Origin of the sequence: uncultured Chloroflexus sp., from assembly GCF_937951745.1 — a bacterium.
Classification (GTDB): domain Bacteria; phylum Chloroflexota; class Chloroflexia; order Chloroflexales; family Chloroflexaceae; genus Chloroflexus.
Genome location: NZ_CALFBQ010000086.1, coordinates 1 through 26,267, shown reverse-complemented (window position 1 = coordinate 26,267; position 26,267 = coordinate 1). Strand labels below are relative to the sequence as shown.

At 60.8% G+C, this 26,267-nt stretch carries 8 protein-coding genes; 2 read left to right on the top strand and 6 right to left on the bottom strand.

All coding sequences use genetic code 11. The annotated features are described in order from the left end of the window. Positions 1–76: 76 nt before the first annotated feature. From Q1A59_RS17555 to Q1A59_RS17530, 6 genes are all read right to left on the bottom strand, one after another. Positions 77–11,539 (bottom strand): LamG-like jellyroll fold domain-containing protein, encoded by an 11,463-nt coding sequence (locus Q1A59_RS17555; protein WP_299645309.1) that lies wholly within the window; start codon positions 11,537–11,539, stop codon positions 77–79. Positions 11,540–11,889: 350 nt separating this feature from the next. Then, positions 11,890–13,095, bottom strand: a complete 1,206-nt coding sequence (locus tag Q1A59_RS17550; protein WP_298490688.1) for a glycosyltransferase family 4 protein — start codon at positions 13,093–13,095, stop codon at positions 11,890–11,892. A 31-nt stretch (positions 13,096–13,126) separates the two neighbouring features. Further along, the gene (locus Q1A59_RS17545; RefSeq protein ID WP_298406502.1) at positions 13,127–14,239 is read right to left on the bottom strand and encodes a glycosyltransferase family 4 protein; all 1,113 of its coding nucleotides are present in this window, start codon (positions 14,237–14,239) and stop codon (positions 13,127–13,129) included. A gap of 3 nt (positions 14,240–14,242) precedes the next feature. Continuing rightward, entirely contained in the window at positions 14,243–16,453 is a 2,211-nt protein-coding gene (locus Q1A59_RS17540; protein ID WP_299645308.1) for a hypothetical protein, read from the bottom strand. 50 nt (positions 16,454–16,503) lie between these two features. Beyond that, complete coding sequence (locus tag Q1A59_RS17535; protein ID WP_298406506.1) at positions 16,504–18,159, bottom strand: hypothetical protein; 1,656 nt, start codon at positions 18,157–18,159, stop codon at positions 16,504–16,506. Next, complete coding sequence (locus Q1A59_RS17530) at positions 18,156–19,004, bottom strand: bifunctional 2-polyprenyl-6-hydroxyphenol methylase/3-demethylubiquinol 3-O-methyltransferase UbiG (protein ID WP_299645307.1); 849 nt, start codon at positions 19,002–19,004, stop codon at positions 18,156–18,158. Before Q1A59_RS17530 ends, Q1A59_RS17535 begins: the two co-directional genes overlap by 4 nt. 295 nt (positions 19,005–19,299) lie before the next feature. Here Q1A59_RS17530 and Q1A59_RS17525 point away from each other — a divergent pair, with 295 nt between their 5' ends. Next, positions 19,300–24,321, top strand: a complete 5,022-nt coding sequence (locus tag Q1A59_RS17525; protein ID WP_299645306.1) for a DEAD/DEAH box helicase — start codon at positions 19,300–19,302, stop codon at positions 24,319–24,321. Between the two features lie 10 nt (positions 24,322–24,331). Then, positions 24,332–26,026, top strand: a complete 1,695-nt coding sequence (locus Q1A59_RS17520) for a collagenase (RefSeq protein ID WP_299645305.1) — start codon at positions 24,332–24,334, stop codon at positions 26,024–26,026. Positions 26,027–26,267 lie beyond the last annotated feature (241 nt).

Here is a 26,267-nt window from a genome sequence, read left to right as displayed (position 1 = left end):
CCCCTCTCCCCTCGTGGGGGAAGGCCCGGCAGGCCGTCGCTATCGCTCCCTGAGGAAGCCGGCTCTCTGCTAAACCCTACCGGAAGATCACCGGTATAAAGACCCGATTCGGCCCGTTGAGCGGCAATGGCCCAATCGTGCGCGTATTGCCGGCGGCGTCGCGGGCCGTGATGTAGATGCGGTGCGGGCCGGGCACACTTAGCGACGCGATATAGCGCCACTGGTCGCCTTGCAAATCGGCGGCCCCGTTTTCAACCAATCCATCAGGCCGCTCTATCCGCACAGTGATGGCCGTGACCCCTACCGCGTCAGCATACGTCCCGCCGATCAAGACCTTCCCTACCGACAGCGGGGAGGCGGGCGGCAGCAACCCGCCAATGACGGTGGGCGCAACCGTGTCGATCACGTAGTCGAATTGGCGAGCCGGGCCGCGATTGCCGGCGAGGTCGATCGGTGTCAGCCGCACTTGCTGCGCCGCCTGCATCACTCCCGCGCGAATGGGTAGGGCGTAACTCCAGTTGTCGTTCTCGTCAACCCATACCTCGTCGCATTGGAAACCACGCCCATCCTGTTGGTTGACACAGATTTCCACTGCCCACGCCTGTCGGTCATCTTGCACCCGGCCATCGAGCTGCACCGTGCCCACGCCAACCGATCCTATACCCAAGCGCGCAACGCTCGCATCGCTCAAGATCAGGCGCGGCGCATTCGTATCCACGATCAGATCAACCGGATCGCTCCAATCGCTGGTCTGGCCGCCGGCATCGGTAGCGCGCACGCGTATCGTCACTGCTGTGCCGCCGGCTGGATTGCCGATGTTGACCGCGCATTGCCACTCGCCATCATCAGGAGTGGGGTCGGTGCAGGTAGTGATCGTGGGCGCAGCCGTTCCGACCTTTACCTCGACATCGATCTGCGGCACATCCGATTCGTCCCCCGCTTCACCAATCACCGTTACGAGACCGGGTTTGACGTAGGAAGATGGATTGCTGATAGCCACGTATGTTGGTGGCTCGATATCGACCGGATGGTCAACGAAGAACCAGTCGAGCGCACCATCAAAGCCGGTGGTGTCATCGTGGAAGGAGATGTCCACGGTGGCCCAGTCTTCGTCTTCACCGGCGTCGCGCGCGATTTGACGATCGACCACGCCGGTGAAGGTGGCTGTGCCGCTGGTGCTGGGGGCGATGGTTCCCAAGTTGATGAACTGTTCATAGTAGGAGCCATCCGGCCCGCTCACCAGCGTGCCGCCCGGTAATCGCAGCGATCCCCAATTGACAATCCACGCCTGCACATTGGTTGCTGGCGCTTCGCCCACATTTTCGTAGTGGATCGTGTAAGTGATGATCTGCCCTTCAAATAACGGCGGGTGATAGTTGTCGATCTCCATCAGGTTCTTACTCGCAACATGGGTATTGGTATCGAGCAGCAGCCCTTGGTCATCAATGAGTTCGTCGGTGAAAATCGAATAGATTGCGCCTACCGGTGTCGCGGTGATGCGGAAGCGCACGTCGGCGATGAGCTGACCTGCACTGGGGCATACACCGGGGCCGAGATTATCCCACGTGATGACGTTCGTTAGCTTGACTTGGTTGCTGATAGTTTCGCTGCTACGGCTGTTGAGCACGTGCGGGCTGGTGAGCGGGTTATTGGCCGGCATCACCGCCCACGTGCGCAGGCTGTCTTCTTCGGTAGCGTAGGCCACGATGCTAACCGGCGTTGTGGCTGGACTAGCGATGCCGAGCACCGCAAACGGCAGGTAGGCCTCGAACAGATCGGGTTGGGCAGCGTCAACCCACGCCTGCCATGCCCCGCTCACCGCCATCCATGCAGCGCCGTTCCAACGCAGCAGGCTGATAGTCTGTGCGTCATCGACCCGCAGCAGGTAATCGGGGGCAAAGGTGCCGGGGAAACGCAGATCGGGCTGGCCGGCTGGCATCCCTTGCGTATAGACCGCCGGTGCGCCGCCGGTAGCGGTATCGAGGTAGAGGTACAAATCCTCGCTGGCGCCCCAGATGGCGCCGCGCCATGCCACCCGCAACGCGCGATCATCCCAGCTCGCATAGAGCCGTTGCACGTCGCGGGTTGCGGCTAGTTCGCTGGCGCGGCGGGCCAAGGCGCTGTTTTGACCGACCAATGCGCACGCTCCATCGAGCCAGCCGGTGACAATCGCTCGCTCCGGCATTGTGAAGCCGGTTTGCGACACGGCATCAGGGGTGAGCGGTGTATCGTAGATGATTGGCCCAAAGGTTTGAATGCGTTGGTTGCCATTGGCATCTCGCTGCACCAGATGCGCGTAGAGGACGCTGCCTTCGGGCGGCGTAGGCAGATCATGGCTGCTGGGACCAGCACCATACGCGGTCAGGCTAGCCAGATTCGGCTCGCGATTGGTGCTCCAACCGGCAAGGAAGGTGACCGGACCAGCATTGTCACTTCCGGCAGCCCACTCCATCCGTAAACCGCCAACAGTGCGCACGGTGTCACCCTCATTTAAGGTTGTGCCACCGATCACGCGCAATGTCGCCGTCTGCGCCGCTGGCGGGCGCACATCCACGACCATCGGTTGCGCCACTGCGGTAATCGTCCGCCCGGCAGCATCTGTCGCCCGCAGATCCATCGTGAATGACCAATGATCGAGATCGTTGGCCGGTTGGTTGAGCGGCGCCCACCAGCGCCCGCTGACGGCCGGATCAGGAGCAGCATCGATCCACGCCACACCATCGAACGAGGCTTGCACACTCGTGATTACGCCGGTATCGGTCACCTGAAGGGGTAGGGCCAGTGTATCACTCAACGTCGTAGCCGTGGTCAAGACTGACGTGGCAAAGCTGATCGCGGTAGGTGCTGCCGTATCGACCAAGAGCGTGATCTGGCGGGTAGCGAGACGGTTGCTCTGATCGGTGACTTGTACGTCCAGCGCGTAGCGACCCTCTGCCGGCGGTGTCCACGCGGTCGAGAAGGAGCCGGTTAGATCGCCAGACCACACTTGCTCGAAGATCAAGCCGCCATCCACCAACACCCGCACCCGACCCAAGCCGGCATCAGCCCGCGCATTGCCGGCCACCGTGATCGGGGCAAACGTTGTGAGGACATTGCCGGTTGGCGAGGTGACGAGCAGATCAACCGCCGGCGCGGGTGGCGTGATCGGCTGCGGTGTGCCGCTGCCAGAGCGGCCTAGTGTATCTTGGGCGGTTGCAGTGGCGGTGTAGGTGCTATGCCCCGCGACAACATAGGTCACATCGCGCCCGTGAAGCAGCCGCAATTCATTGCTGAGCCGGCGCCACGCCGGGGGCTGGTAATAGACGAGAGTGTCGGTCTGTTCGAGGATCGTGCCGCTGGGCGGCGGGCAGGCTAACGTCGCGCTGGCAAGGTTGATGTCACGGGCTTGGCAAGTGATGGTGGTGCGTGCCAACGCACCGCTGCCCTGCTGGACTACCGTCACTGTCACCTGCGGTGCGCGCAGGTCAACCATGCCCCGCCAGACGATCTCGCCTGCCGGATCGACGGTGCGATTACCGAGCGCGTCGGCGGCACGCAGCGCCAGCGCATACATCCCGTCGAGGGTATTCGGGACGGGCAGACTCCACGTACTCGCGGCAGCGCCGGGTGCGGCGAGGGTGACGCTCTGCCACGCAAGATCCGCCGCGGCGCGCAGATGCGCAACTTCGTCGGCAGCGAGCGCGTAGCCGTACAGATAGACCTCATCGAGCTGGCCAGCGAACCCGCCTAGCCGCGCTTCGGCGGCGGGTAGCGTGCCGGCGGCGCAGGGAGTGCTGGCTACCGCCGCGCCATCGCCGTAGACGGCTAATGTCGCGCCGTCATAAGCCAAGGCGAGGTGCCGCCAACCCGTGCCGGCCAGCGTAAACGCGAGCGAGCACGCGCCGCTGTTACCGCGTAGTTGGGCGCTGGTGGTGGTGAGTTCGACGTGCCCGGCTTGGCCGGCTTGGCCGCGCTCAAACACCCTGCCAGAACCGTTGAGCCACGCCGCGACACTGAAGCTCGCGCGATCACCGAACCGGTCAGCAATGGTGAGGGTTTGCGCGCCGCTGAGATTGATCCCTTGCCCCACCCGGCCACTCGCAATGACCTGCGGGCAATTCACACCGCTACAGGTCGCGATCAGCGCCGCATCCACCGCGTTGGCAAACGCTTCGCTCCCTGCCGGTTCATCAAACGGCAGCCGCACCGCCGCGCCGGTTAGCGCATCGGCCTGCTCAAGCGGTATCCACACCGCTTCCAGCGTCTGCACCCCGCTTGCCACCGTGCCGGTGTCGGTCACGATGCCGGTCAGCGTGAGCGCAGCAGTGATGCGCTCGCCGGGATCGGTTGCCAATGTAATGGCCGGTGGCGTCGCGTCAAGCCTCAGCAAAGTAGGCCGCTCGACGATACGTACATTGCCGGCCAGATCGGCAGCGCGCAACGTAACGGTATACACGCCGGTCGGCGGCGTTACCCGCCCATCAAGCCCACCGCCGGTGGTGAGGCGGTAGTTGTGCTGCCACGTTCCCCCGGTCGCCGTCACCTCTTGAGCAAGGCTCGTCACCGCATCGGCGCTGGCCGGCAGCAACTCAAGCGTGAGTTGCGAACTGCCGCTAGCTGCATCGTTCAGGGTGCCGGTGAAGGGGAAGACCCAGCCGCCGCGAGCATCAAGCATAGGACGGACGATAGCCGATGGCACATCGGGAGCTATTGCCAGCGCTGGCGGGGTACGATCAACCAAGAACGTAACCGGCGCGCTTGGCGCACTTTGGTTGCCGGCGGCGTCACGGGCGCGCACACGCAGGGTATGCGCCCCTTCTGCCAAGCCGCCAACATCAATCGTCGCGGCCCACGTCGCTCCCGGCGGCACTGCCTGCCACGCGCCGTTATCCAAGCTGATTTCAACCAGTTCGATAGGATTCGCATCGGTAATCACCCCGCTCACCACCAGACCGCTATTCACGTTGGCTGCCGGCACGTAGCCGCCATCAACCAGCGAAAGGATGCTTGCCACCGGCGGTGTGTTGTCAACCACCAAGCGTAATGGTGTGGGCAGCGTACCGCTATCAAGCAAACCAGACTCCTCGCCAACCAACTCGGCCTGCACCGACCCGATCTGCGCGCCGCCGCCGCTCAACCCTGCCGGCGCGACGACGCACGGCTGGCTAGCGGCGCACGCTAGCGCCGCGCTCACGCCTGCAGGAGCGTCAACTAGCCACGCAAAGCGTTGCGGGCTGCCCAATAACCGGTTCTGCTTATCAACGGCCTGATAGATCAGATGAGCACGACCGGCGATGCGCGCGCCAGCGGCAACCACAAAGTGATCGGCAGCGGCAGCTACAGTTGGACTGGTTAGCGCAGCATCGCCATCCGAGAGCAATGGCGCCTCGTCGAGCACCGCCGTCCCAGTTAGCAGGCGGCCCATCACTGAACCGTTGCGCAGGTAGACTAGCAAAGCCCGCCCGAAGGCCGCGCTGTAGGCCAGCGCTGGCGCAGTCTCATCGCCGGATGTGGCAGTGACTTGGACGGGAGCAGACGCACCGCCATCGTCGATCCGCACCAGCCAAATATCGCGTTGCGATGCCGAACCGCGTTCGTAGGCAATCAGATAGTTCGCGCCGGCGGCGACGACTGCCACCGCGCTGCCAGTCTGCGCATTGCTATCAAGCGCCAGCAGCGAACCGACGACAGTGCCATTCGCAGCAACGCGCTGCGCACGCACGACGCCATTGTCAATCCATGCCACAACAACATCACTCCCGTTGCTCGCCACTGCCGGCGCAGTCCCGTTACCAAGATCGACCGGCGTCGAAATGGTACTGCCGGCAACACGAGCCGCGCGAATGGTGCCGCCGCTTTGCCACACCACAAGGCATGCACTGCTCAGACAAGCTACGGTCGGCTGCGTCCCGGTGCCAACATTGACCGGCGTCGGTAGGGTGTTCGGCTGAGTAGCGAAGAGCTGGACTTGGCCACCGCTCGCCGTCACTAGCGCGTATGGTGCTGCGGCGCCGGGAGCGGCCGCCACTGCTACCGCGCTTGCATCGGCTCCGGCCCGTTCAACAAAGGCCGGTTGCACCCAGCGCGCGGTGGGATTCCCGCCCAAACTGTACTGCGTGATCGCGTCGAGCACGAATGGCCCTTCTGGCGTACCAGCCGGGATCGTGAGATTGGTGACAAAGCTCTGTTCTTGCCCCGGCAGCAACTCGAACGACTGCGCCGGGAAACTAGTCAGCGGCGTATTCAGCCATACTGTCCCCCGCAGCGGACGACCATCGGGCGGCAAGTAGCGTAACGTGACCGTATAGACCAGCGATTGGCCGGGCCGCACGACGAGGTTGTCATCATTCACCACATGGAACACGCCAATCGGCGCTTGTGGTGCTGTAAGTGTAGAAGGGGTACTAGCCAGCTCTATTGCTGCCAACGTCGCTAAGCCCGGTTGCATGCTCACTTCAGCCGCCGGTAGCGCGCGGGTGAACAGCCGAGCATGAGCGAGCACACCCACAAACCGTTGCGGGATATGCTGGCGATCACCGAGTCGCAATTCATTCTGCGACCAATCAACATCGCCGATCGCACCAGCACCGTTGTAGGTATGCACCGCCGTACCGTTGAGATAGGTCGTTACGACACCCCGATTGTAGGTCACTGTTACATGCGTCCACTGATTGAGCGGCGCCACCGCCCCGGTGTTGATCCACGTCCAACCGGGATTGGCGTTGGCAAAGGCCCACTGAATGGTGCCATCGGGGAAGCGCGCAACTTCATACTCGCCTTCGCGGTTGATCAATATGCCGTTAGCGTTGGCGGTAGGATAGATCCACACCGCAAAGGTCATCTCATCCGCCATGCGGAACCGCTCATCGCTGATGACCAAAAACTGATTGCCGTCGAAGCTTGTGCCGGTGCGTCCGGCCATCGTCACCCCGGTGGCGGGACAAGCCCCTGCCGGGCAGTTAAACCCCATCCCGCCAAATGCGTCAGCAAAGGTCGTGGCAAGCGGCCACGCGCCGAGACGCGAACGCGCCGCTACCGAACCGCTTTGATTGAGCCAGACGGCATCAGATGCGCCATCGCCGCGCGAATCAGCCGCCAGCGGGCTGGTACGGATCAGCAAAAGCCGCCCGCTTACCGTCACCAACTGGCCGTTCACCTCTTGCGCATCGCTGAGGCCATCGCCATCGGTGTCTACGCGGGTCGGGTCAGTGCCCCAGCGCGCCTCAACCAGATCGCTCAAGCCATCGCCATCGGTATCGGCCAGCCGCGGATTGAAGCGCATCCCTTCGTTAGCGCGTTGTAGCTCAAAGGCGTCGCTCAAGCCATCGCCATCGGCATCCCACGTGCTCTCGTTGGGATCGACTTCGCGGCGAAGACCATCAAAGTCGGCGTCGGGCAATGGTGGGAACGACACACTCCCACCCCAATCCATCCGTACAAACTCATCCAGCGTCGACGGAAAGACATCGAACACCACGCTCTCGGCCAAGCGCGTATTATAGCGTTGCACACCATCATACGCCCCGCACCAGAGGAAGATACACCGCTTGTAGGGCAAATTAAAGGCCGTATTCATCCATAGCGCCGTCGAACGGTTGATCCCCGCCGGGAAGGAGAAATCAACAAAACGCGGATATGAGTCTTGGATCGGTGGCCAACTGGGCCAAACATCGAGATTCTGCTCGTAGGTAGCCAACGCAGCCGCGCCGGAGACGCGCTGACGAGCTTGCCAGTCATTCCACGGGTTGCCAAACCAACGATTGCCAATCCGGTTTGGATTCCACGCTAGATTCGGGTAAATGGTCGCGCTAAAGCGAAGCGGGTTCCACGCCGTCATACCTGCCGCCGGATGAACCAGTCCCAAACTCGTGTCACCTACTGTTGGGCGCACGGTCAAATAGCGCGACTCGTCAACGATAAAGCGCGCGATCTGTTGGAACAGCCACGATGAGAATGATGTCGCGCGGCCTAAAATCAGCGAGAGAATCACCGACAGCACCGCGTCGAGAATGGTAATGACGGCCACAATGATAAAGCCGACTTTAGGAATGAAGGTCAGCGCGGTCAAGAACACGATCCACGCAACCTGCAAGACCGTCGCAATGATCAGTTGGGCCAACGCTACACCCGACAACTGGTTCGAGACCGCTTCGTAGATCGCTAAGCCAATTGTCGCCACGACCAGCACCCCGCCCACAAAGATCGTGAGCGCCGCCGAAGCCGCCGTAATCTTCTGCAAGCCGAATTTGGCGATCAGGATAAGATCAATGCCGTTTTTTACAATTGTGGCAATCGATGACGTAACGTGTGAAATTAGCTCCATCCCACCGGTCAATAGCCAGCGATTGAGTTCGGGCGAAATCTGCCCGAGCTGAGCCGTTGCCGCCAAGATTAAACCAGTCACCAGTGCAGCTACGATTGCGCCATGGAGCGCGTCTTTCGCTTTCGCCTTGAAACTGGTCATGAACTTGCTCGAAACTGCATACGCCGTCGCTGCACCGCGAACTGAGCTAATTGCTAGTGACTTTACAACACCGCCGATCATTTTCAACACCGTGTTGGTGTCTGTCCCCTGCGCTGGTCCTAGAGCTGCAATTGCATACTTAAGCGCACCTGTCCCTTGCGCTGCCAACGCGGTGTTGCTCTGAGCCAACGACGTATCGGGACTGGCAACGTCAATCATTAGACGCTGCTCGCCATTGGCCACCAACGCCATCACGCCTTGGATCAGCACGGCAAGATAATTGCGCAACAACACAAGCTGGCCTTCGCGCGTCTCTTCGTCGGTGCTGGCTTGGTCGCGATGCCGTTCGATGAAGCGTTGCACCGTCTGCTCTGGCGATAAGGTGCGCCAATCACCGCCGGAAAACTCATAGCCGGTCATGCTCAGATAATTGGCCGTCTGCACCAACACCGCATTCTGGCCGCTGGTCGCCAGATTCATGGTCAAGACGGTATCTGACCACGTGGCATTGCTGCCCAAGCTGTCAAAGTTGAGAGCGCGGAAGGTCTCACTGCGCAGATGGAGAATCAACGGCTGGGTATAAGCCGGTATCTGCGCCAACAAATTGCGGTTGAGCGTGGCCGCGTCACGTGCCATACTGAGCGTATCGCTGCGCGTATATGCGCTGGCGAGGAAGATATTCGGCAAGTTCCAACGTTCTTGGGCCGGTACGCTGCCATTGCTCAGGCGATGGAAACGATTGGCCAGCGTCGCTGGGGAGAGATCAGCCCGCGCACGCATAAAACTCTGGTTTAACCCGTTGATCAGGGCCAAGAGTGCATCATCGCGCGCAACCGCATCACCTTGCGCTTGAGGATCGGCTACGACCAACGCACCCACCACGCCGTGCTCTTCACGCACCTGCATACCGGTTAGCAGCCACGATTCAGTGTCATAGACATGAATCAGACCGGGTTGGTCAAAGCCATCAACGTCATTTTTCATCTGCACGGCCCACACTAACCGCACGCGGTGAGCATTGCCCCACGCCGCTGCGCCTCGATAGAGCATCCGGCCCGAAAACGCCACCCGCTCGCCGGTCTGATTATCGGTGACCAGACTGAGCGGTACGTAAGCGACGATGGTACTGGCATCAGACTGACGCAAGGTAATGCCTTGGGCGCTCAATAACGGTGACGAGAGGTTGCCATTGCCGTTGTCGGTATACGGCGGCAATGTAGCGAATGAATTGGCCGGAATCGAAATTTCGAGCAACGGCAGCAGTTGGATGTCATCAGTAGTATTGTTGCGATCCTGTACCTGCCCGGCGCTATCGTTTGGCCAATCGAAACGGCTTTGCGCATACCATAGTTGACGTACATTTTGTGGGCGCACCTGAAAATCTACCGCTACCAGCCGATCGACGCTCAGGTTATCGAATTTGAGCCACAGCGCACGATCACCGCGAAACGCACCGCGATCGCCTGAGTGTGTCAACGGCGAAAGATCGAGTCGGTCGGGTACGCCATCGTTATCGTCATCGTAGTCAAACGCATCGGGTATGCCATCGCCATCGTTATCGCGCGCTACCAACAAATTGCCGCTCCGGCCCACTTCAAGACTATCGAGCACGCCATCGCGATTAGTATCCTGTGCCAGCGGATCGAGCCGCCAATCGCGACTGCCATACGAGAACCCCACCGCTTCGGCAAAGTCGCTTAATCCATCACCGTCGGTATCGGCATCAAACGGGCTAGTGCCAAGAAACTGCTCTTGGAAGTCGGTCAAGCCATCACCATCAGTATCACGACCATCATCAACCAGCGCCGCCGGCGTGCTCGTTACCGCCGTCGCAGCCTGCACGGTAAGCGCCGTCAGACGAGCAGGGCCATCGGCAGCCGCTTGCGGGTTGGTTCCGAGCAACATCTCTTGCGCATCACTCAGACCATCGCCATCGCTATCGACCGTTGCATAGCCGCGCGCCTCACTCAACCACACATCGGCCAACAAACGCGCCGCCGCTACATCGGGCGGCAGTTGTGCTTCACTTGACCGTGCAGATGCTAACTCATCTTGCGCTCGACGGCGCTGAACCGTCTGTGCAGCCCCCTCGGCCTGCGTTGCATGCACACGCTGCGCCGTGAGTAACGGGCCACCCACTAGCGCCGCAATCAGCGCCACCGCCAAACCGCCGGCCAGCCGGCGCGAACCGCGCCAGCGGATCAACACGATCACGGCGCCTAAACCAGCCAATAAAGCGCCAATCACCGGCAAAGCCGCATCGCTTGCCCCGCGCAACACCCCTAGCCACTGCTGCCAGAATAACGGCATCTTCAGCGGCAGCGGGCCGAAATCGGCAAAATCCATGGTCAACTGCGCGCGGCTGGCCGGTTGATCGCCACTGGCTGGCAAGACTAAATGCAACACTTGCCGCGCCGGCAAACCGTCAGCAGCGAGCCACAGCTCACCAGAGCCGCGCAAACGGCTATACTCATCCGCCGGACGCAGCTCTATTCCCGGTGGCAAGCGATTCGCTTGCCGCAGCGCTTCCTGCTGCCGTTCACGCAGATAGCGCTCGAGCGCCATCGCATCAATCTGAAAGGCATAGCGCATCACCACACGCCCAGCTACCTGCTCCTCACCTAGCGGCTGCACATCGCGCACCGCGTTCAGATATCCCAACACATCACCGCCGGGTGCAAACAGATCGCCAAGACCGCTATACTCCTCCCATGCCCCCTCGCCTTGGCGCACCCACGTCTGCCCGGCGACAATGCGCAGCGTCACACTGCCCTCACCGGTCTGCACATTCCCGCCCTGCGTCCATAATCGCAGCTCGGTCGTCTCAGCCGGCAGATCGGCCTTACCTTGCAGGTAGATTTCGTGCCGGTCAGGCGGCTGACCAGCATGCACCGGCGAAGCAAGCGGGTCGGCAACAATCGTCGCCGTAGCGTCAAACCGGTAGCTCCCGGCGCTCAGCACGCGCTGCCAAGCAGCGCGAATCGGATCAGGATTCGCCACCGGATGTAAGCGCACCGCAATTAACAACAGAAAGAGGGAAATAAGCGCAACCGAGGCACCAGACGTAGGGAGCGAGAGATGGCGCTGCTGGCGCATAGCGAAACCTCCAAAACATTAGGCAATGATGAACAAGAGTTTTGGAAAACACCATTGTGTGTGAACATACATCGTTTGCGCAACAAAACCATTACAAGACAAACCGTAGGGGCACAGCGTGCTGTGCCCCTATGCCCCTACGACACCACTCGCTGTGCCCCTATGCCCCCCACGACACCACTCGCTGTGCCCTTATGCCCCCACGACACTGCACGCTGTGCCCCTATGCCCCCCACGACACCGCACGCTGTGCCCCTATGCCCCCCACGACACCACACGCTGTGCCCCTATACCCCCACGACACCACACGCTGTGCCCCTATGCCCCTCTCAGTAAAGTGTGCTGCGCCCCTACAATACCGACCGATACACCTCGATTACCTGCATAACTAACCGCTCTGGCGCAAACCGTTCACGCAGCGCGCGCCGCCCGCCAGCGATGAGCCGTTCCCGCAACGCTTGATCGTCAAGCACGCGCAGGATCGCCTCAGCCAACGCCTTAGCATCGTTGTACGGGATGAGCAAGCCGTCTTCACCATCACGGATCAGTTCGTTAAGCACTGGAATATTGGTACTAACCACCGGCACCCCTGCCGCCATCCCTTCCAACACCGGCAACCCAAACCCCTCGTAACGCGAGGGAAAAGGCAAAACGGCACTCGCCCGCAAGAGGGCTAGTTTTTGCTCTTCGCTGAGGGTACCGAGAAAATGGAGGTTAGCGGCTACACCCAGCTCGCTAGCTAATCGTTGCAATTCTGCCCGCTGAGCCGGATTGTGGGTAACAAACACGAAGCTCGCCTGCGGATGACGGGCAATAATCGCCGGCATCGCCGCTACCAGCACGTCGTAGCCTTTGCGCGGCGTAAGCTGACCAATGTAGGGAATGATCGGCTGCGAAAACGTTGCCTCAAGTGATGGTGCTGGCCCATCCATAAATGTCATATCGAGCCAGAGTGGTACTACGCTCATCGGTTGGGTGAAGCCGAGTTCACGGAGAACCTGCGCTTCGTGTTGCGAACAGGGGATAAACGCCGCTACATCGCGCAACGGGCGATGAATCGCGTAGTTGCGCCAGTGATCGCGCCACCGCCCGTCGCGCAGACCGCGTGTGATCAGTTGCGGAAGGGTGTAAATGAGCCATTCTGGGTGAATGGTTGATTCGTATGGCCGCTCGCGGTCGGCCACTAGCCAGCGGTCGTGATAAGGGCCAAGCCACGTCCATACCACTGGCACGCCGCGCCGCCGCAGCCAGCGCACCGCTTGCAACGCCAACACGTTACGCGGATGGATCACGTGGGCAATATCAGGCAGCGGCAAGCTCTCTAACGCTGCAATTGTCTCGCGCCCCGGCCAAAGCTGCGGTTTTACTCGCCGCACAACGATGCCGTCAATCTCCTCGGCCCGTTCTGTTAGGCCAAGGTGCGGCTGATCGGGTTGCCAATAGGTCAATGCCGTCACTTCGTGACCGGCAGCCACCAGCGCCTGCCCCAGCGTTCGTTCCGGCCAATTACGAAACGCACGGCTCACACCGCCAAGACCAACAATCAATACCCGCATAATCCTTGTACAGGCACAGCGTGCTGTACCCCTACACCCCTACCGCCCGATACACCGCTTCAATCCGATCAACTACCGCCGGCCACGCAAACTGCGCCGCCCATGCTGGGGCCGCTGCCGCCAGCGCCGCCCGCCGGGCCGGATCGGCGAGCAACTTGTTGACCGCTGCCGCCAGCGCTGCCGGATCACGCGGCGGCACCAGTAGACCAGTTTGCCCATCTGCCACGACCTCAGCGAAGCCGCCAAAGCGGGTGGCCACCACCGGTAACCCGCACGCCTGCGCTTCAACCGGCCCAATCCCGAAGGTTTCGCTGGCATGGCTAGTAGCGACCAGCAGATCAACCGACGAATAAAGTATCGGTAGATGCTGACGTGGCAAACTCCCAAGAAAACGGACTCGCTTACTTACGTCAAGTTCATCGGCAATGGCTGCGAGGCGTGACCGATCTTCACCATCGCCGGCGATCAGCAACACTGCCTGCGGAATCTGCGGCAATGCCCGGATCGCCGTCTCGACCCCTTTCCACGGTTGGAGCCGGCCTACGAACAGTAGCAACGGCGCAGTCGCCGCTACCCCCAGCCGCGCGCGCAGGGTGGGGTCGGGCGGTTGCGGGTGAAACAAGTCGGTATCGATCCCGTTAAAGACGACTACCGGTGTGAAGCCGTAGCGCCCGGCGATGGTCTGCGCATTAAAACGCGAGCACGACACAGCGGCATCGACATATTGGGCCAGCCAGCGATCACCGCGATAAAAGTCTTCACCATGGCAGCCGAGGATGACCTTAGCGCCGCTCAGCCGGCGAGCCACGAGTGCCGGTAGCAGATCATAAGGTTTTTGCAGGTGAATAATCTGGTATTTGCCGCGCACCAATGTTGGTAACGCCGCTACCGCCATCGTCAGCCGTTCGAGTAGCTTGGCCTCGGCGTATGCCCGCCGCAACGGCGGCAGTGCCTGCCAAAACTGGCGCGAGATAAAGGGAAAGGTATACACCCGCGCGCCGGTAATCTCGCGCCGGTGACCAACCCCGCCGAGAATATCCACCTCATGCCCACGCTTCACCAGCTCGCGGGCCAGATCCCAGACAAAACTTTCGACACCGCCAATTTTGGTGGTCGTGGTCAGATTGTAAAGTGCAATCCGCATCGTTTACCAGATGGTGTAGAGCGTTAGTTTCATCACCACAAAGAATGCTAACGTTAGCCCAAAATAGAGGACTAGTCGCCGACCCTGCCGCACTGTCTCGCCACCAAGGCTATGATACGCCGCCAACACCGCGACCAATGGATAGGTAAACATCCAGATCTGTTCGACTTCGCGGTTGAAAAGACCACTGAGCCACATACCGAGAACGAACGCACCCAGCGCGCCGAGCAACGCTGCCCATGCCGGCTGCCACCGTTCGCGGCCCGCCCGCAGGTAGAGTGCGCTGAGCGCCGTCAATACCCACGGCGTCACAAACACGAGGTACGAAACCAGATTGGCAGCGGCAAAACGCAAGTAGTAGTCGTAACTCGGCGGTAGGAAGGGGGTTGGCGGTGGGCCGTATTCGCGAAACCGCTCCATCATCTCGCCGTTGATCTGGGTGGCGAGGCGCGAGGCGCTGATGACGTTAAATCCGGTAGTGAGAAAGATGAGCAGATAGATGACGACAATCACTCCGGCAGCGATCGCGCCTTGCCGCACAATTACCAGCAAGGTTGTGCGCCAGCCAGCCTGCGCGCCGTGTCGGGCCAGCGCCAATGCCGCCACCGCGACACCAAAAAAGAAAAGCTGGGTGGCGGCGTAGGTCATAAAGAGCGCGGCGGCAATACTGAGACCAGATATGATCGCTAGCGCCGGTCGTTGCGGCGGCTCAAGCGCGAAGAAGAAGCTTGCCGCACCGATGGCAATCAAAAGGCTGAATACGCCATCGAGTGAGGTGACGCCGTAGATCATCTGACCGGATAACACCACTGCCAGCATCCCGGCAGCTAGCGCCAATTGGCTGCCGCCAAGCCGCCAGCCCACCCATACCGCGACCAATGGTATGAGCGCCGTCAACCCAATCGTGATCCAACTGGTTGCAACCGGCCCCGGCCCGAAGACCTGCTCGATCAGCCACAAAAACAAGATTGCCCCCGGCGGGTGGGTGCTGCCATGCACCGACAACTGCGGCGCGATGGTCTCGAAGTTGGCCATAAACCCGATTGGATCACCCGCCACATACGGCGTGTCGCGCAGGTATTCGTAAGGGCTATCGCGAAACAGCGCAATCGGCGCATCAATCCCATGCACGGCGATGTCGAACGCCACCGGCAACACGAGCGCGCCGAGCAGGGTATAGACCACAACCGGAACCGGTTGCAATGGCCGCGCCAGCCAGCGCCAGCCGATGGTGAACCAGAGGATTGCCAGACCAATCGGCACTATCACCCACCACGTCGGCGAGGGATCAATCCGCGATTTGAGCGGCCAGACGCCGCTGTGACCGCTGATGCGTTGTAATAACCAAAACGTACCGATCAGGGCCACACTCCAGAAAAGAATGCCGGCTAGGTCGTACATCCATGGACGCCGCAAGTGAAGCCATCGCGCGCCGGCCAAGCCGAGTACGCCCATCCAAACTCCAACTACAGTTGGTAAGGCCCACCGCAACGTCCCGGCGCCAAACGGCACGAATCCCCCAATGAGGGTGTACGAGATCACAACACTGACGAGCGTCACCAGCCCAGTTGCTAACAGCAGCGGCAAACCGCTGAAATGCAGCAGCGCTAGCCAGCCAATTGCCAATGCCAGTCCGGTTGCCAACCCTGCCGGCGCGGGGATGACTCCTCCGGCAACCGCCAACGGCATCACCCTTAGCCCATGAAACGGCACTCCTAGCCAGCGTGGATTGTTCGGATCACGTACTGCACTACTCTGAATAGTTAGACAAACGTTCGCGCCTGCTTGCTGGTCAGCTCCGGTGATCATCGTGTAGCGGCGCAGCTCCGTTGTCAATGGCACAGCTACTGGCTCAGCTTGACCAGCCACCAACGTTACCTCATTAGTGCCAAGCGAACGTGCATATGCGCCAGCAAGCCACACCGTCACTAGACTACGCGGCGCATACCCGACCCCCTCAACACATACCTGACTATCGCCATCAGTCCAGCGAAAATCGCCCCATTCACCGGTTTCAACTTGATTCAAACCGGCCAACAACCAACGGCTCGCACTTGCCGGCGCTATAGTCAGTGGCTGGCCAGCATTAGCAGTCAGCCAGTTGAGTCCGATGACAAACAGGGTAATCGTGACATACGCTGCTAGTACCTGCCACAGCACCAGCTTATTGAGAGTAGGGAAACGACGCTTCAACTGTTGGGTTATCGTTGTCATGAGTAACGTCTGCACCCACCTTCGCGCTTCTAAGTTGAGCTGGCTAACCCTCAAATCAACCGTTGTATCACCCACTGGAACGGCAACCGCAACTTCAGCACCTGCGCCCGGTCAGCCGGGTCGAGCCCGCCGAGCAAGCGCAGCGCCAGCAAGAAAATCACCGCGCCAACCGCAGCCAACGCGAGTAATTGCAGGGCTAGCCCAAGGCGCGCAACCAGATCGATCTCGCCGGCAGGCACACCAATGAGGCCACGCATGCCGGCCACCGCCAACCCCATCACCGCTGTCGCTGCGCTCACCCGCAGGGTAAAACGCCACGGCCAGCGCAAACCGAGCAGCCCTATCCCGGCCAGTGTTGCCCACAAGCCGGCTGCCACCCGCGCTAAACCAAACGTCAATGCCATGCCGATCAAGCCGAATTGGGCTGGCAACCAGAGTGCCAGCGCCACTACGGTGAGCAATGCCATTAGCCGGGCCGCGATCACCGTGCCGAGCCGCTCGTGAACCATCAACGCATTGTGGGCCGTGGTGAGCATACTCTCGCTAAACAAACACGGCGTCAGCACCCACACAATCGGCGCTGCGTCGAGGTACTGCGGGCTGATCACCAATAATCCCGGCCCGGCCAACAACACCAATCCTACCCCGCCGGGCACCATCAGCAATAGCTGCAAACGCACCAACGATTGGTAAGCGCCATTAGTAGTACCGCCTTCACCCTGCCGCACCCGCGCAAACAACGGCACCTGCACGCCAACCATAGGGGTGTAGAGGTAACTGAGCGCCATCCGAACTAGTAACGCACCGGCGGCCAATAGCGACACATCGCGAATATCACTGTTAAAGAAATTGATAAACTCAAAACTGGCAATAAAATCGGTCGCCGTCATAAGATACGAGACAGCCGCATAGCGTACAAAGCCGGGGGGCAACGCCTGCCGCAGATCACGCAACCCGTCACGCAGATCGGCCAGTAATCCCGGCCCCGGCTCCATCTCTAACCCTGCTTGCAAGCGCCACACCTGCCAACCGGCCAGCGCCACCGCAATCGCCGGTGCCAACACCATCGCCACCAATACACCAAGAATGTCCCACCGGTCGGGCAAGGCTAAAATCGCGATGACCACCAATACCTGCGGCAATAGGCCGGCAGCCAGCGCAATGCTATTCCATGCTTTTTGGCGGAAGAAGCTGCTCAACACCGCCATCAGCAAATCGTACAATGCGCCTAGCCCCAACAAGATCACAATCGCAGCGATGATGAGCCAGTGAAACTCGGCCACGAACTGGCTTAGTTCAGCCCGCGCCACTGCCTCGACCGCGACCTCGCCGCTGAGCAAGCCTTGCAAATAGCGTTCAATCCGGCGATGGCTCAGCGCCAAGCCCAGTGCAATCACCAGCAAAATCGCTAATTGCAGCGTTGCCACCAACAGAAAGAGCCGCCGCGCCGCTCGCGTACCGCCTGCTCGCTCGGTTTCGGGAATGTATTTGGGCAAGGCGCGGGCAATACCAAGATCGAGCGCCGTCCCAAACAGATTGCTCGCCCCACGCACCAGCGCTAGCAAACCGAATGCCGCCTGCGAAAGCTGATTGAGCTTCACCAGCGTCGCCAGCACTTCCGCCAGCAAGCGCAACGGCGCAAAGAGCGTATTCCACCACACCGCCCGCGACACCTGCGTCGCCAGCGAAGGACGTCGCGCCGTCATGCGCCCTCCTTACGCAGGTCAAGCTCAAACATGCCGGTGTAAAAACTCCGTTGCCAGTGGTAGGCCACTCGTTCTAACCCAGCCCGTCGCAAGAGCGCCCGCACCGCCCGCCGCCATGGCCTCCGGCTTGGCAAGTGTCCGGCCAGCAGCGCCTGCTCGCGCAGATCGGTCACGGCAAAGCCAAGCCGCTTGCACAGCCGCACCAGCTCGTGGTAGTGAAAGTAGTGCATCTCGCTGAGTCGCTGCATATCGCGGAAGGCTGCACCGCGCTTCGTGCGTCCGCGCAGCTCGATTAGCGCCTCGGCCACCGGTCGCGGCAACCAGTTGATCCCGCGCATGTGGTAGTGCGGATCGATCCAAGCCCGCCGGTTGATTGCCGTGATCAACGCATGGCCACCGGGCCGCAACGTGCGCGCGATCTCGCGCAACACCGCTACCGGGTCTTGCACGTGTTCAAGTACATCCCACGCGACGACCAAATCGAATGCGGCACTCGGCAACGGCAATGATTCGCCAGCAGCGTTGACAATCGGGAAACGCAAGTCGTAACGCGCTGCGCGCAAGCGAATGATCTGGCAATACGCCGGGTTGTACTCGCACGCCGTCACCTGCGCACCAGCCAGCGCCACCGCCACCGCAAACCCGCCCATCCCTGCGCCAAGGTCAAGCACCCGCGCGCCGCGCAACTCGCCAATCGCCACGCGCGCTTGCGCCAAACGCTCATCTTGATACCGCTCTTGGCGCAACCGGCGCTCACGCCACGCCGCAAAATCGCGCCGCCACGTCATATGTTGCAACCACGGATCAATCGCCAATGCGAGTTGTTCGTCTATGTCGGTCGTCATACTTACTCGCCCTATTCACTACCTATGCCGGAATGCATGGTCGCTATTTCCCCCCTCTCCCCTCGTGGGAGTGGAGACCCTTCCCCCCTCTCCCCTTGTGGGAGAGGGGGGCAAGGGGGGAGAGGGGGAAGCGGGAGAAGCGGGAGAAGCGAGGGGTGAGGGGCCGAGGGACTTGCGCACTCAATACGAAATCAGTACACTTGAACAACAAATGTTCAGACCCACACGTTCTTGAACATCTGCTTGCAACAGCGGTAGCCCTTCTCATTGAGCACACCCTGTATCGAGGCAACCCATGACCCATACCATCTTCGATCTCCATGCGTCCGTGCTGACCGACTACCGTGACTTTGTGCAATCCTTCATCCAGATCGCCGATGAGCGCGCGCGCGAATTCGTCGATCACCATCTGACGACGGAATCACGTCTCTGGCCCGAACCGCTCATTCAACTAAGCCCCAGCTATGCATTGGGTGCAACCGTCGATGATCTTGCCACCCGTGGCATCATCGCTCGCGAAACCGCTCGCATCTTTCGAACCAATACCGGCACACCCTTCCACCTCTATCGGCATCAGGAAGAGGCGATCATCAAAGCGAATGCCAACGAAAGTTTCATCGTCACCAGCGGTACCGGTTCTGGGAAGAGCCTAACGTATTTCCTGCCCATCATCGATCACGTCATTCGCCACGTGCAGCGCGAGGACCATCTCGTTGCGCTGGTGGTGTACCCCATGAACGCACTGGTCAACTCGCAGCTTCAAGGGTTGCAAAAGGTGCAAACGCAGTACGAGCAGCGTACCGGTCAGCAGTTCCCGGTGCGGTTCGTCAAGTATACCGGTGAGACGAGTGACGACGAGCGTCAAGCAATGCGGCAGCACCCACCACACGTGATCCTCACCAACTACGTCATGCTCGAATTGATGCTCGTCCGCGCCGAGGATCGTCGCTTGTTTGACCATACGGCCGGGTTACGCTTCTTGGTCTTCGATGAACTTCACACCTATCGCGGTCGGCAGGGAGCCGATGTTGCCATGCTGGTGCGTCGGCTGAAAGAGCGCTTCAACACGCCCGCACTCATCCATATCGGCACAAGTGCTACCATGGTGGCACGGCCCGATGCGACCGCTGCCGAACGACGACAGACCGTTGCTGCTTTTGCGTCCCGCTTCTTTGGTCACTCGTTTTCCGTCGACGATGTGATTGAAGAAACCCTTACCCCTTTGAGCGAAGGTCCCCCGCCGTCCCCTTCCGAATTACGGGCAGTCATCGATCGGCCGCTCCCGCACGACCCCGCTGCATTCCGTCGCCACCCGCTCACGCGCTTTATCGAATACGAACTCGGCGTTGCGGTCGAACCTGATGGTCGCTTGAGACGACGTACCCCTCGTTCGCTCTCCGAAGTCGCCCAGCAGCTCGCGGAGCAGACGAACGCCGATCCGCGCCACTGCGCACACCTGCTGCGCCGTCTCTTGACCGACGGCAAAGGGATGAGTTTCAAGCTGCATCAGTTCATTAGTCAAGGGCAAACACTCTACGCCACGCTTGAACCGGCTGATCGGCGCACCTTCTCGCTCGACGGCCAACTTCAACAAGAGGACGGCAAGCTGCTGGTTCCATTGAAGTTTTGCCGTCAGTGCGGTCAAGATTACTACTACGTCGTGCGGACCGACGATCGCTTCGTACCGCTCACCACGAGAGAAGTGCCGGATGAGGACGGACTGACGGTGGGCTACCTCATGCTGGCACCCACCGAGGATGACTGGTCTGCCGAACACATCCCGGAAGAGTGGTACGACTCGAAAGGAAAGCTGCGGGCAAACTGGCGCGATCGGGTACCCACAAAGGTATGGGTGCGTGCCGATGGGACGTACCGTCCTACACCCTGCGCGGATGCGCAGGAAATGTGGTGGCAGCCGGTACCGTTTGCGCTGTGTCTTGCCTGCGGCGAGTTCTACACCGGCCGTGAGCGAGAGTTTGCGAAACTGGCCTCGCTTTCAAGCGAAGGACGATCGAGCACTACCACCATTCTGGCCACCTCACTGTTGCGTCACGCCGGGCGTACCCGGGCGGCGCGCGATAAGCTGCTCACCTTCACCGACAATCGCCAAGATGCGTCGTTTCAGGCCGGTCACTTTAACGACTTTGTGCATGCGGCGTTGTTGCGGACCGCGCTCTGCGCCGCCCTGCAGCAACATTCTACCTTGACGTTTGATACGGTCGCTCAGGCGGTGGTGCAGGCGTCAGGGTTGACGATTGCCGACATCGCCAAGGAAAATCGACTTGATCCATCTTCGCCGAAGGCGAAAGCGGTGTGGGAGGTGTTCACCGACCTGACCGAGTACCGCCTGTATGAAGATTTGCGGCGGAGCTGGCGGCTTGTCCCTCCCAACCTCGAACAGGTTGGATTGCTCACCATTTCCTATCGCGGCTTGGACGAACTTGTTCACCATCCCGACCTCACCGCCATTCTTCCGGTCGATGACGCAGAGCGGCGAACGATTGTACGTGCCATCTTCGATTACTTTCGACGCAAACTCGCCATCAGCGCCAGCGTCTTGACCGAAGACACCCAACAACAGCTCCGGCGTCGCTGCCAAGTCGACTTGAATGAGTTTTGGGGTCTTGATCCGGACTACGATGAATTGCGACCAGCAACTCGGTTTGTGATCCAGCCCGGAAAAGGTCGCGTCAACGACAACACCCTCAGTCTCGGACCACGCAGCCTCATCGGGCGCTTCTTGCAGGCGCGCCTCGGTCTTTCCAAAGAGGCGTATGAACCGACGATTCGCGCGCTCGTTGAGGTCTTGGTTCGCCAAGGGTTTCTGACGCAAGGTAGGTCTCCAATTGGCGATACGTACCAACTCGACCCGTCCTGCTTAATCTGGCAGCTCGGTGACGGCACAGCGCCGCCACCCGACCCGCTCTATCGCCGTCGCACTGCGAGCAACGGGAACACCCCGGTGCAACGCCCGGTCAATGCGTTCTTCCAACGGTTTTATCGCCAGTCACCAACCGATCTCGTTGCATTGGAAGCGCGGGAACATACCGCGCAAGTCGTGAATCCCGGCGAGCGGGAGCGGCGCGAGCGCCGGTTCCGCTGGGAAGAAACGGATCGCACCAAGGAACACGACCTTGGTCGGCGGTTACCGTATCTGGTCTGCTCGCCAACCATGGAACTCGGGGTAGACATCGCCGATCTTGAGCTGGTGCATTTACGCAATGTCCCACCGACACCGGCCAACTACGCCCAACGCAGCGGTCGTGCCGGTCGGCAAGGGCAGCCTGGGATGATTTTCACCTACTGTGGCGCATATCACAACCACGACCAATACTTCTTCCGGCGGCAAGCCGATATGGTCGCCGGTAGCGTGCGTCCGCCGCGTCTAGACCTCACCAACGAGGCGCTCCTGACCGCCCATATCCATGCACTCTGGCTGGCGCATATCGGTCTCCCGTTAGGGCAATCGATCGAACAGGTGATTGACATCGACAAGGATGACCTACCCCTCAGGGAGCATGTGGCCCACCAGATTCACCTGAGTGATGACAAGCAGGCCGAACTCCAAGCGCGTGTACGGAGACTGCTCGCCGCCGACAAGCAACTGTTCGAGGGGTGTTCGTGGTTCACGGATCAATGGATTGAGCAGGTTATCAAGGCGACGCCAAAGGCATTCGACCGCGCCTTTCATCGCTGGCGCGAGTTGTATCGTGCTGCTAAACGACAACGTATCGTTGCGCGACAAGAAGAAGACGCTGCCCGCACGCGCGAGGAACAAGACCGCGCGCAGCGCAAACAAAGCGAAGCGCGCCGTCAATTGAATCTGTTGCTCCAGGTGGCTGTCGCCCGCGAAGAAGGCGACTTCTACCCCTACCGCTATCTGGCCAGTGAGGGCTTTCTGCCGGGGTACAACTTTCCGGCATTACCGGTGCGCGCATGGGTTCCGCGCGGTCAAGATGGTGACTTTATTGCTCGCCCGCGCTTCCTCGCCATTCGTGAGTTTGCGCCCCAAAACTTCTTGTACCACGAGGGTGGACAGTGGGAATCGGTGGCCTTTATTGCACCGCCAGGCGGCCTCGATGAGCGCATCAGCTCCCAACGCTTGTGTCGGTCCTGTGGTGCGTTTACCACGCCCGATCTCGATCGCTGCCCAAACTGTGATACCTGCTTTGATGGAACGAATAGTCTCCTCGCGCCCATCCTCGATATGCCAAATGTGCGGGTGCGTCGGCGTGCTCGTATTACCGCCGATGAGGAAGAGCGTCGTCGGCGCGGGTACACCCTTGAGACGTTCTTCCAAGTTCCCGACGGCATCCGTGGCGATGAGGCAGATGTGGTGGTGGACGGTCAGCCTTTGCTGCATCTCACCTATGTGCCCGCCGCAACGGTGCTGCGGGTGAACCACGGCTGGCAGAGTGCGCAGCCAAACGGCTTCTTGGTTGATATGGATAGTGGCGAGGTGTATACCTCGGAAGACGATCATGACCGTCGTCAGTCACGTCATCAGCCACGGCGAGAACGGGTACGACTCGGAGTGCAGGCAACCCAGAATGTGCTGCTGATTCGGATGGACGCGCCCGAACTACGGTCTGAACAGGTGCAACCGAGCTTGCGCGCCGCGCTCAAACGCGGGATTGAGGAGACATTCCAGTTAGAGGAGGGGGAGCTGGTTGCCGAATCGATTGGGACAGGCGAGCACCAAGCCATGTTGCTGTATGAGGTATCAGAGGGTGGCGCTGGCGTGTTGCGTCGGCTCATTGAGGACATCGACTCCTTTGCCCAGATCGCTCGGTCGGCGTTGACGATCTGCCATTTCGACGAGGCAGGAAACGATGGTGCGCCTACGTGCTATGCCGCGTGCTACGAGTGTCTGCTGAGCTTTGAGAATCAGCATGAGGCTCTCTTGGTGAATCGGCACCATATTCGCACGATCCTGCTCCAACTCGCCCACAGCCGAGTCGAACTGCGGGTGCACCGACGCACCCGGAGCGAACATCTGGCGTGGCTGCAATCCCTCACTGACGCACGTTCTGAGCTTGAGCGTCGCTTTCTAACGGCGTTGGATAAGGGTGGCTACCGCTTACCTGACGATTCGCAGCGACGAATCCACCAGCCATCGTGCGTGCCCGACTTTTTCTACGAGCCGAACGTCTGTATCTTTTGTGATGGCACCGTCCATGATGAGCCGGCCCAAGCTGTGCGTGACCACGACCTACGCAACGCGCTGATCCGATCTGGCTACCGAGTGATTGTGATTCGGTACGATGATGATATCGAGCAGGTCATCCGGCGGTACCCAGAGGTATTTGGAATGTAGGCGCGTGCGTATGCGTCTCCGTGTTATCCTGCTCATCGCTTTGATGCTCATGCTCCTAACCGGATCGCGGCTACCGGTGGCGATAGCGCCGGCCAACCCGCCGCCGATCCGGACGCCAGCCTGCCCGCAGCCGACGTATCCCGATGCGACGACAATGCTCGCAGTGCTGCCACAGGCTGGCTACGACTGCACCGAGCAAATTGCTGCCACGCTGCGGCCGCGGATCGAACCAGAGCACGTTACGATTTTGTTACACCTTGCGATCGATGGAACGTTCGACGCCCGCACGCGGCGCAATGCGGTACGTATTCTGGGGCGGTTGGCCGAAAGTGGGCGGGCGACACGAGCGGCTGAACTCATAGCACAGCAACGCACGGCGATGCAGGTCGTGGCAATCACCCTGCTCGAACGCGACCACGACAACTTTCTGCTCCAAGATGCGGTCTGGCTGCTCGACAGCCTCTTATACCCCAGTTGGGCAGCCGCGCCAGCACTAGAGCAGGTGGCACTCACCACTGGCTATGCCCCGGCCTTGCGCTACCGCGCAGCCCGTGCCCGCGCGCGGCTGATCGCCGCCGAGCACGGGCCACTTAGTGAAGCTGCGCAACAGTTCATCGTTGCCGCCCTGCACAGCCCTGATCCCGGTGTGCGCACTGCCGCCGCTGAAGCGATCAGCTTCTTGCGCGACGACCAACTTGCTGCCCGATCCGATTGGCAGCGCATCGTCGCCGCAGCCAATGCGGCTGAGCCGCCGTTGCAGGTAGCAAGGGATAGCGGCGATCCGCGAGGTGTGGCGTTGTTGACCTTCCTTGAAAGTACACCGACATCACTGACAGCGCGGGCCGCATTGGCGCGCGCTACCGACCGCTTGGCCGGCGAGCGAGCCACTGCCCCGCGCCTCAATGCCCTCCGTCAAACTTACGAACAACTCGCCTTACCCATTGAAGTGGCCACACCGACGGTCATTCTCCGCACCGGCCCGGCTGATGCGCCCGATGCTTACGAGTTAGTGGCGGTGGTGGCGAATGCGTACCATCAATCCCGCCGCCTCTTCGGGCCAATCGGCGACACGCCCATCCCCGGCGAAGAGCAGCTACCGCTCCGTGTACTTATCTTCCCCTCACAAGCATCGTACCGCGACTATATGCGCGCCTTTACCCCATTTACCGTCGATGTTGATGGCATCTACGATGCCCAGCACGCCACCCTCTACAGCTACCGGCGCGATGAAGGTCAAACTGCCAACACACTCGCCGAGACGCTCCGCCACGAAACAGCCCACGCCGTCACAGCGGCCTACCTTTTTCCCGGTCAGTGGCACAGCCCCGGCTACCACACCGAACCGAAAGGCTGGTTTGATGAGGGGTTTGCCGAAGTGCTTACCGCACAGTACCACCCTGAAGCGCCGTTACAACCACACCATCGCCACCTCGCCACCATCTGCGCATTACCGCTCAAACCATCGCTGTCCGACCTCGTCGCGCGCCGCGAAGGGTACGATCACTATGGCACGTTCGACTATCCAGCAGCGTGGGCCCTAATGCACTTCCTTCTCACCGAACGGCCCAACGCTGCTGCTGCCTTCAGCAATGCGTGGCGTATCCAGACCTACCGCCTACGCGATTGGCCGCAGTTGGGTGGCTGGCCAGATTGGGCCACCGCTGAAGCCGACTGGCACGCTGCGATTGACCGGTGGTGTCGGTGAGTGACCGTATCGTAGGGCGGAATTCATTCCGCCGCCGTTGATTCGCTGGCGGGGATAGGTCTATGGAGGGCGGAAGACCTTCCGCCCCTACCGATCCGCTGGGCGCGGTGGGTGGCCCTCTCTCCCCCCTTGCCCCCTCTCCCACGCGGGGGTGGCCCCCTCTCCCCCCTTGCCCCCCTCTCCCACGGGGGGAGAGGGGGGAATGCTCCCCTCCCCCCTCGTGGGGGAGGGGCTGGGGGTG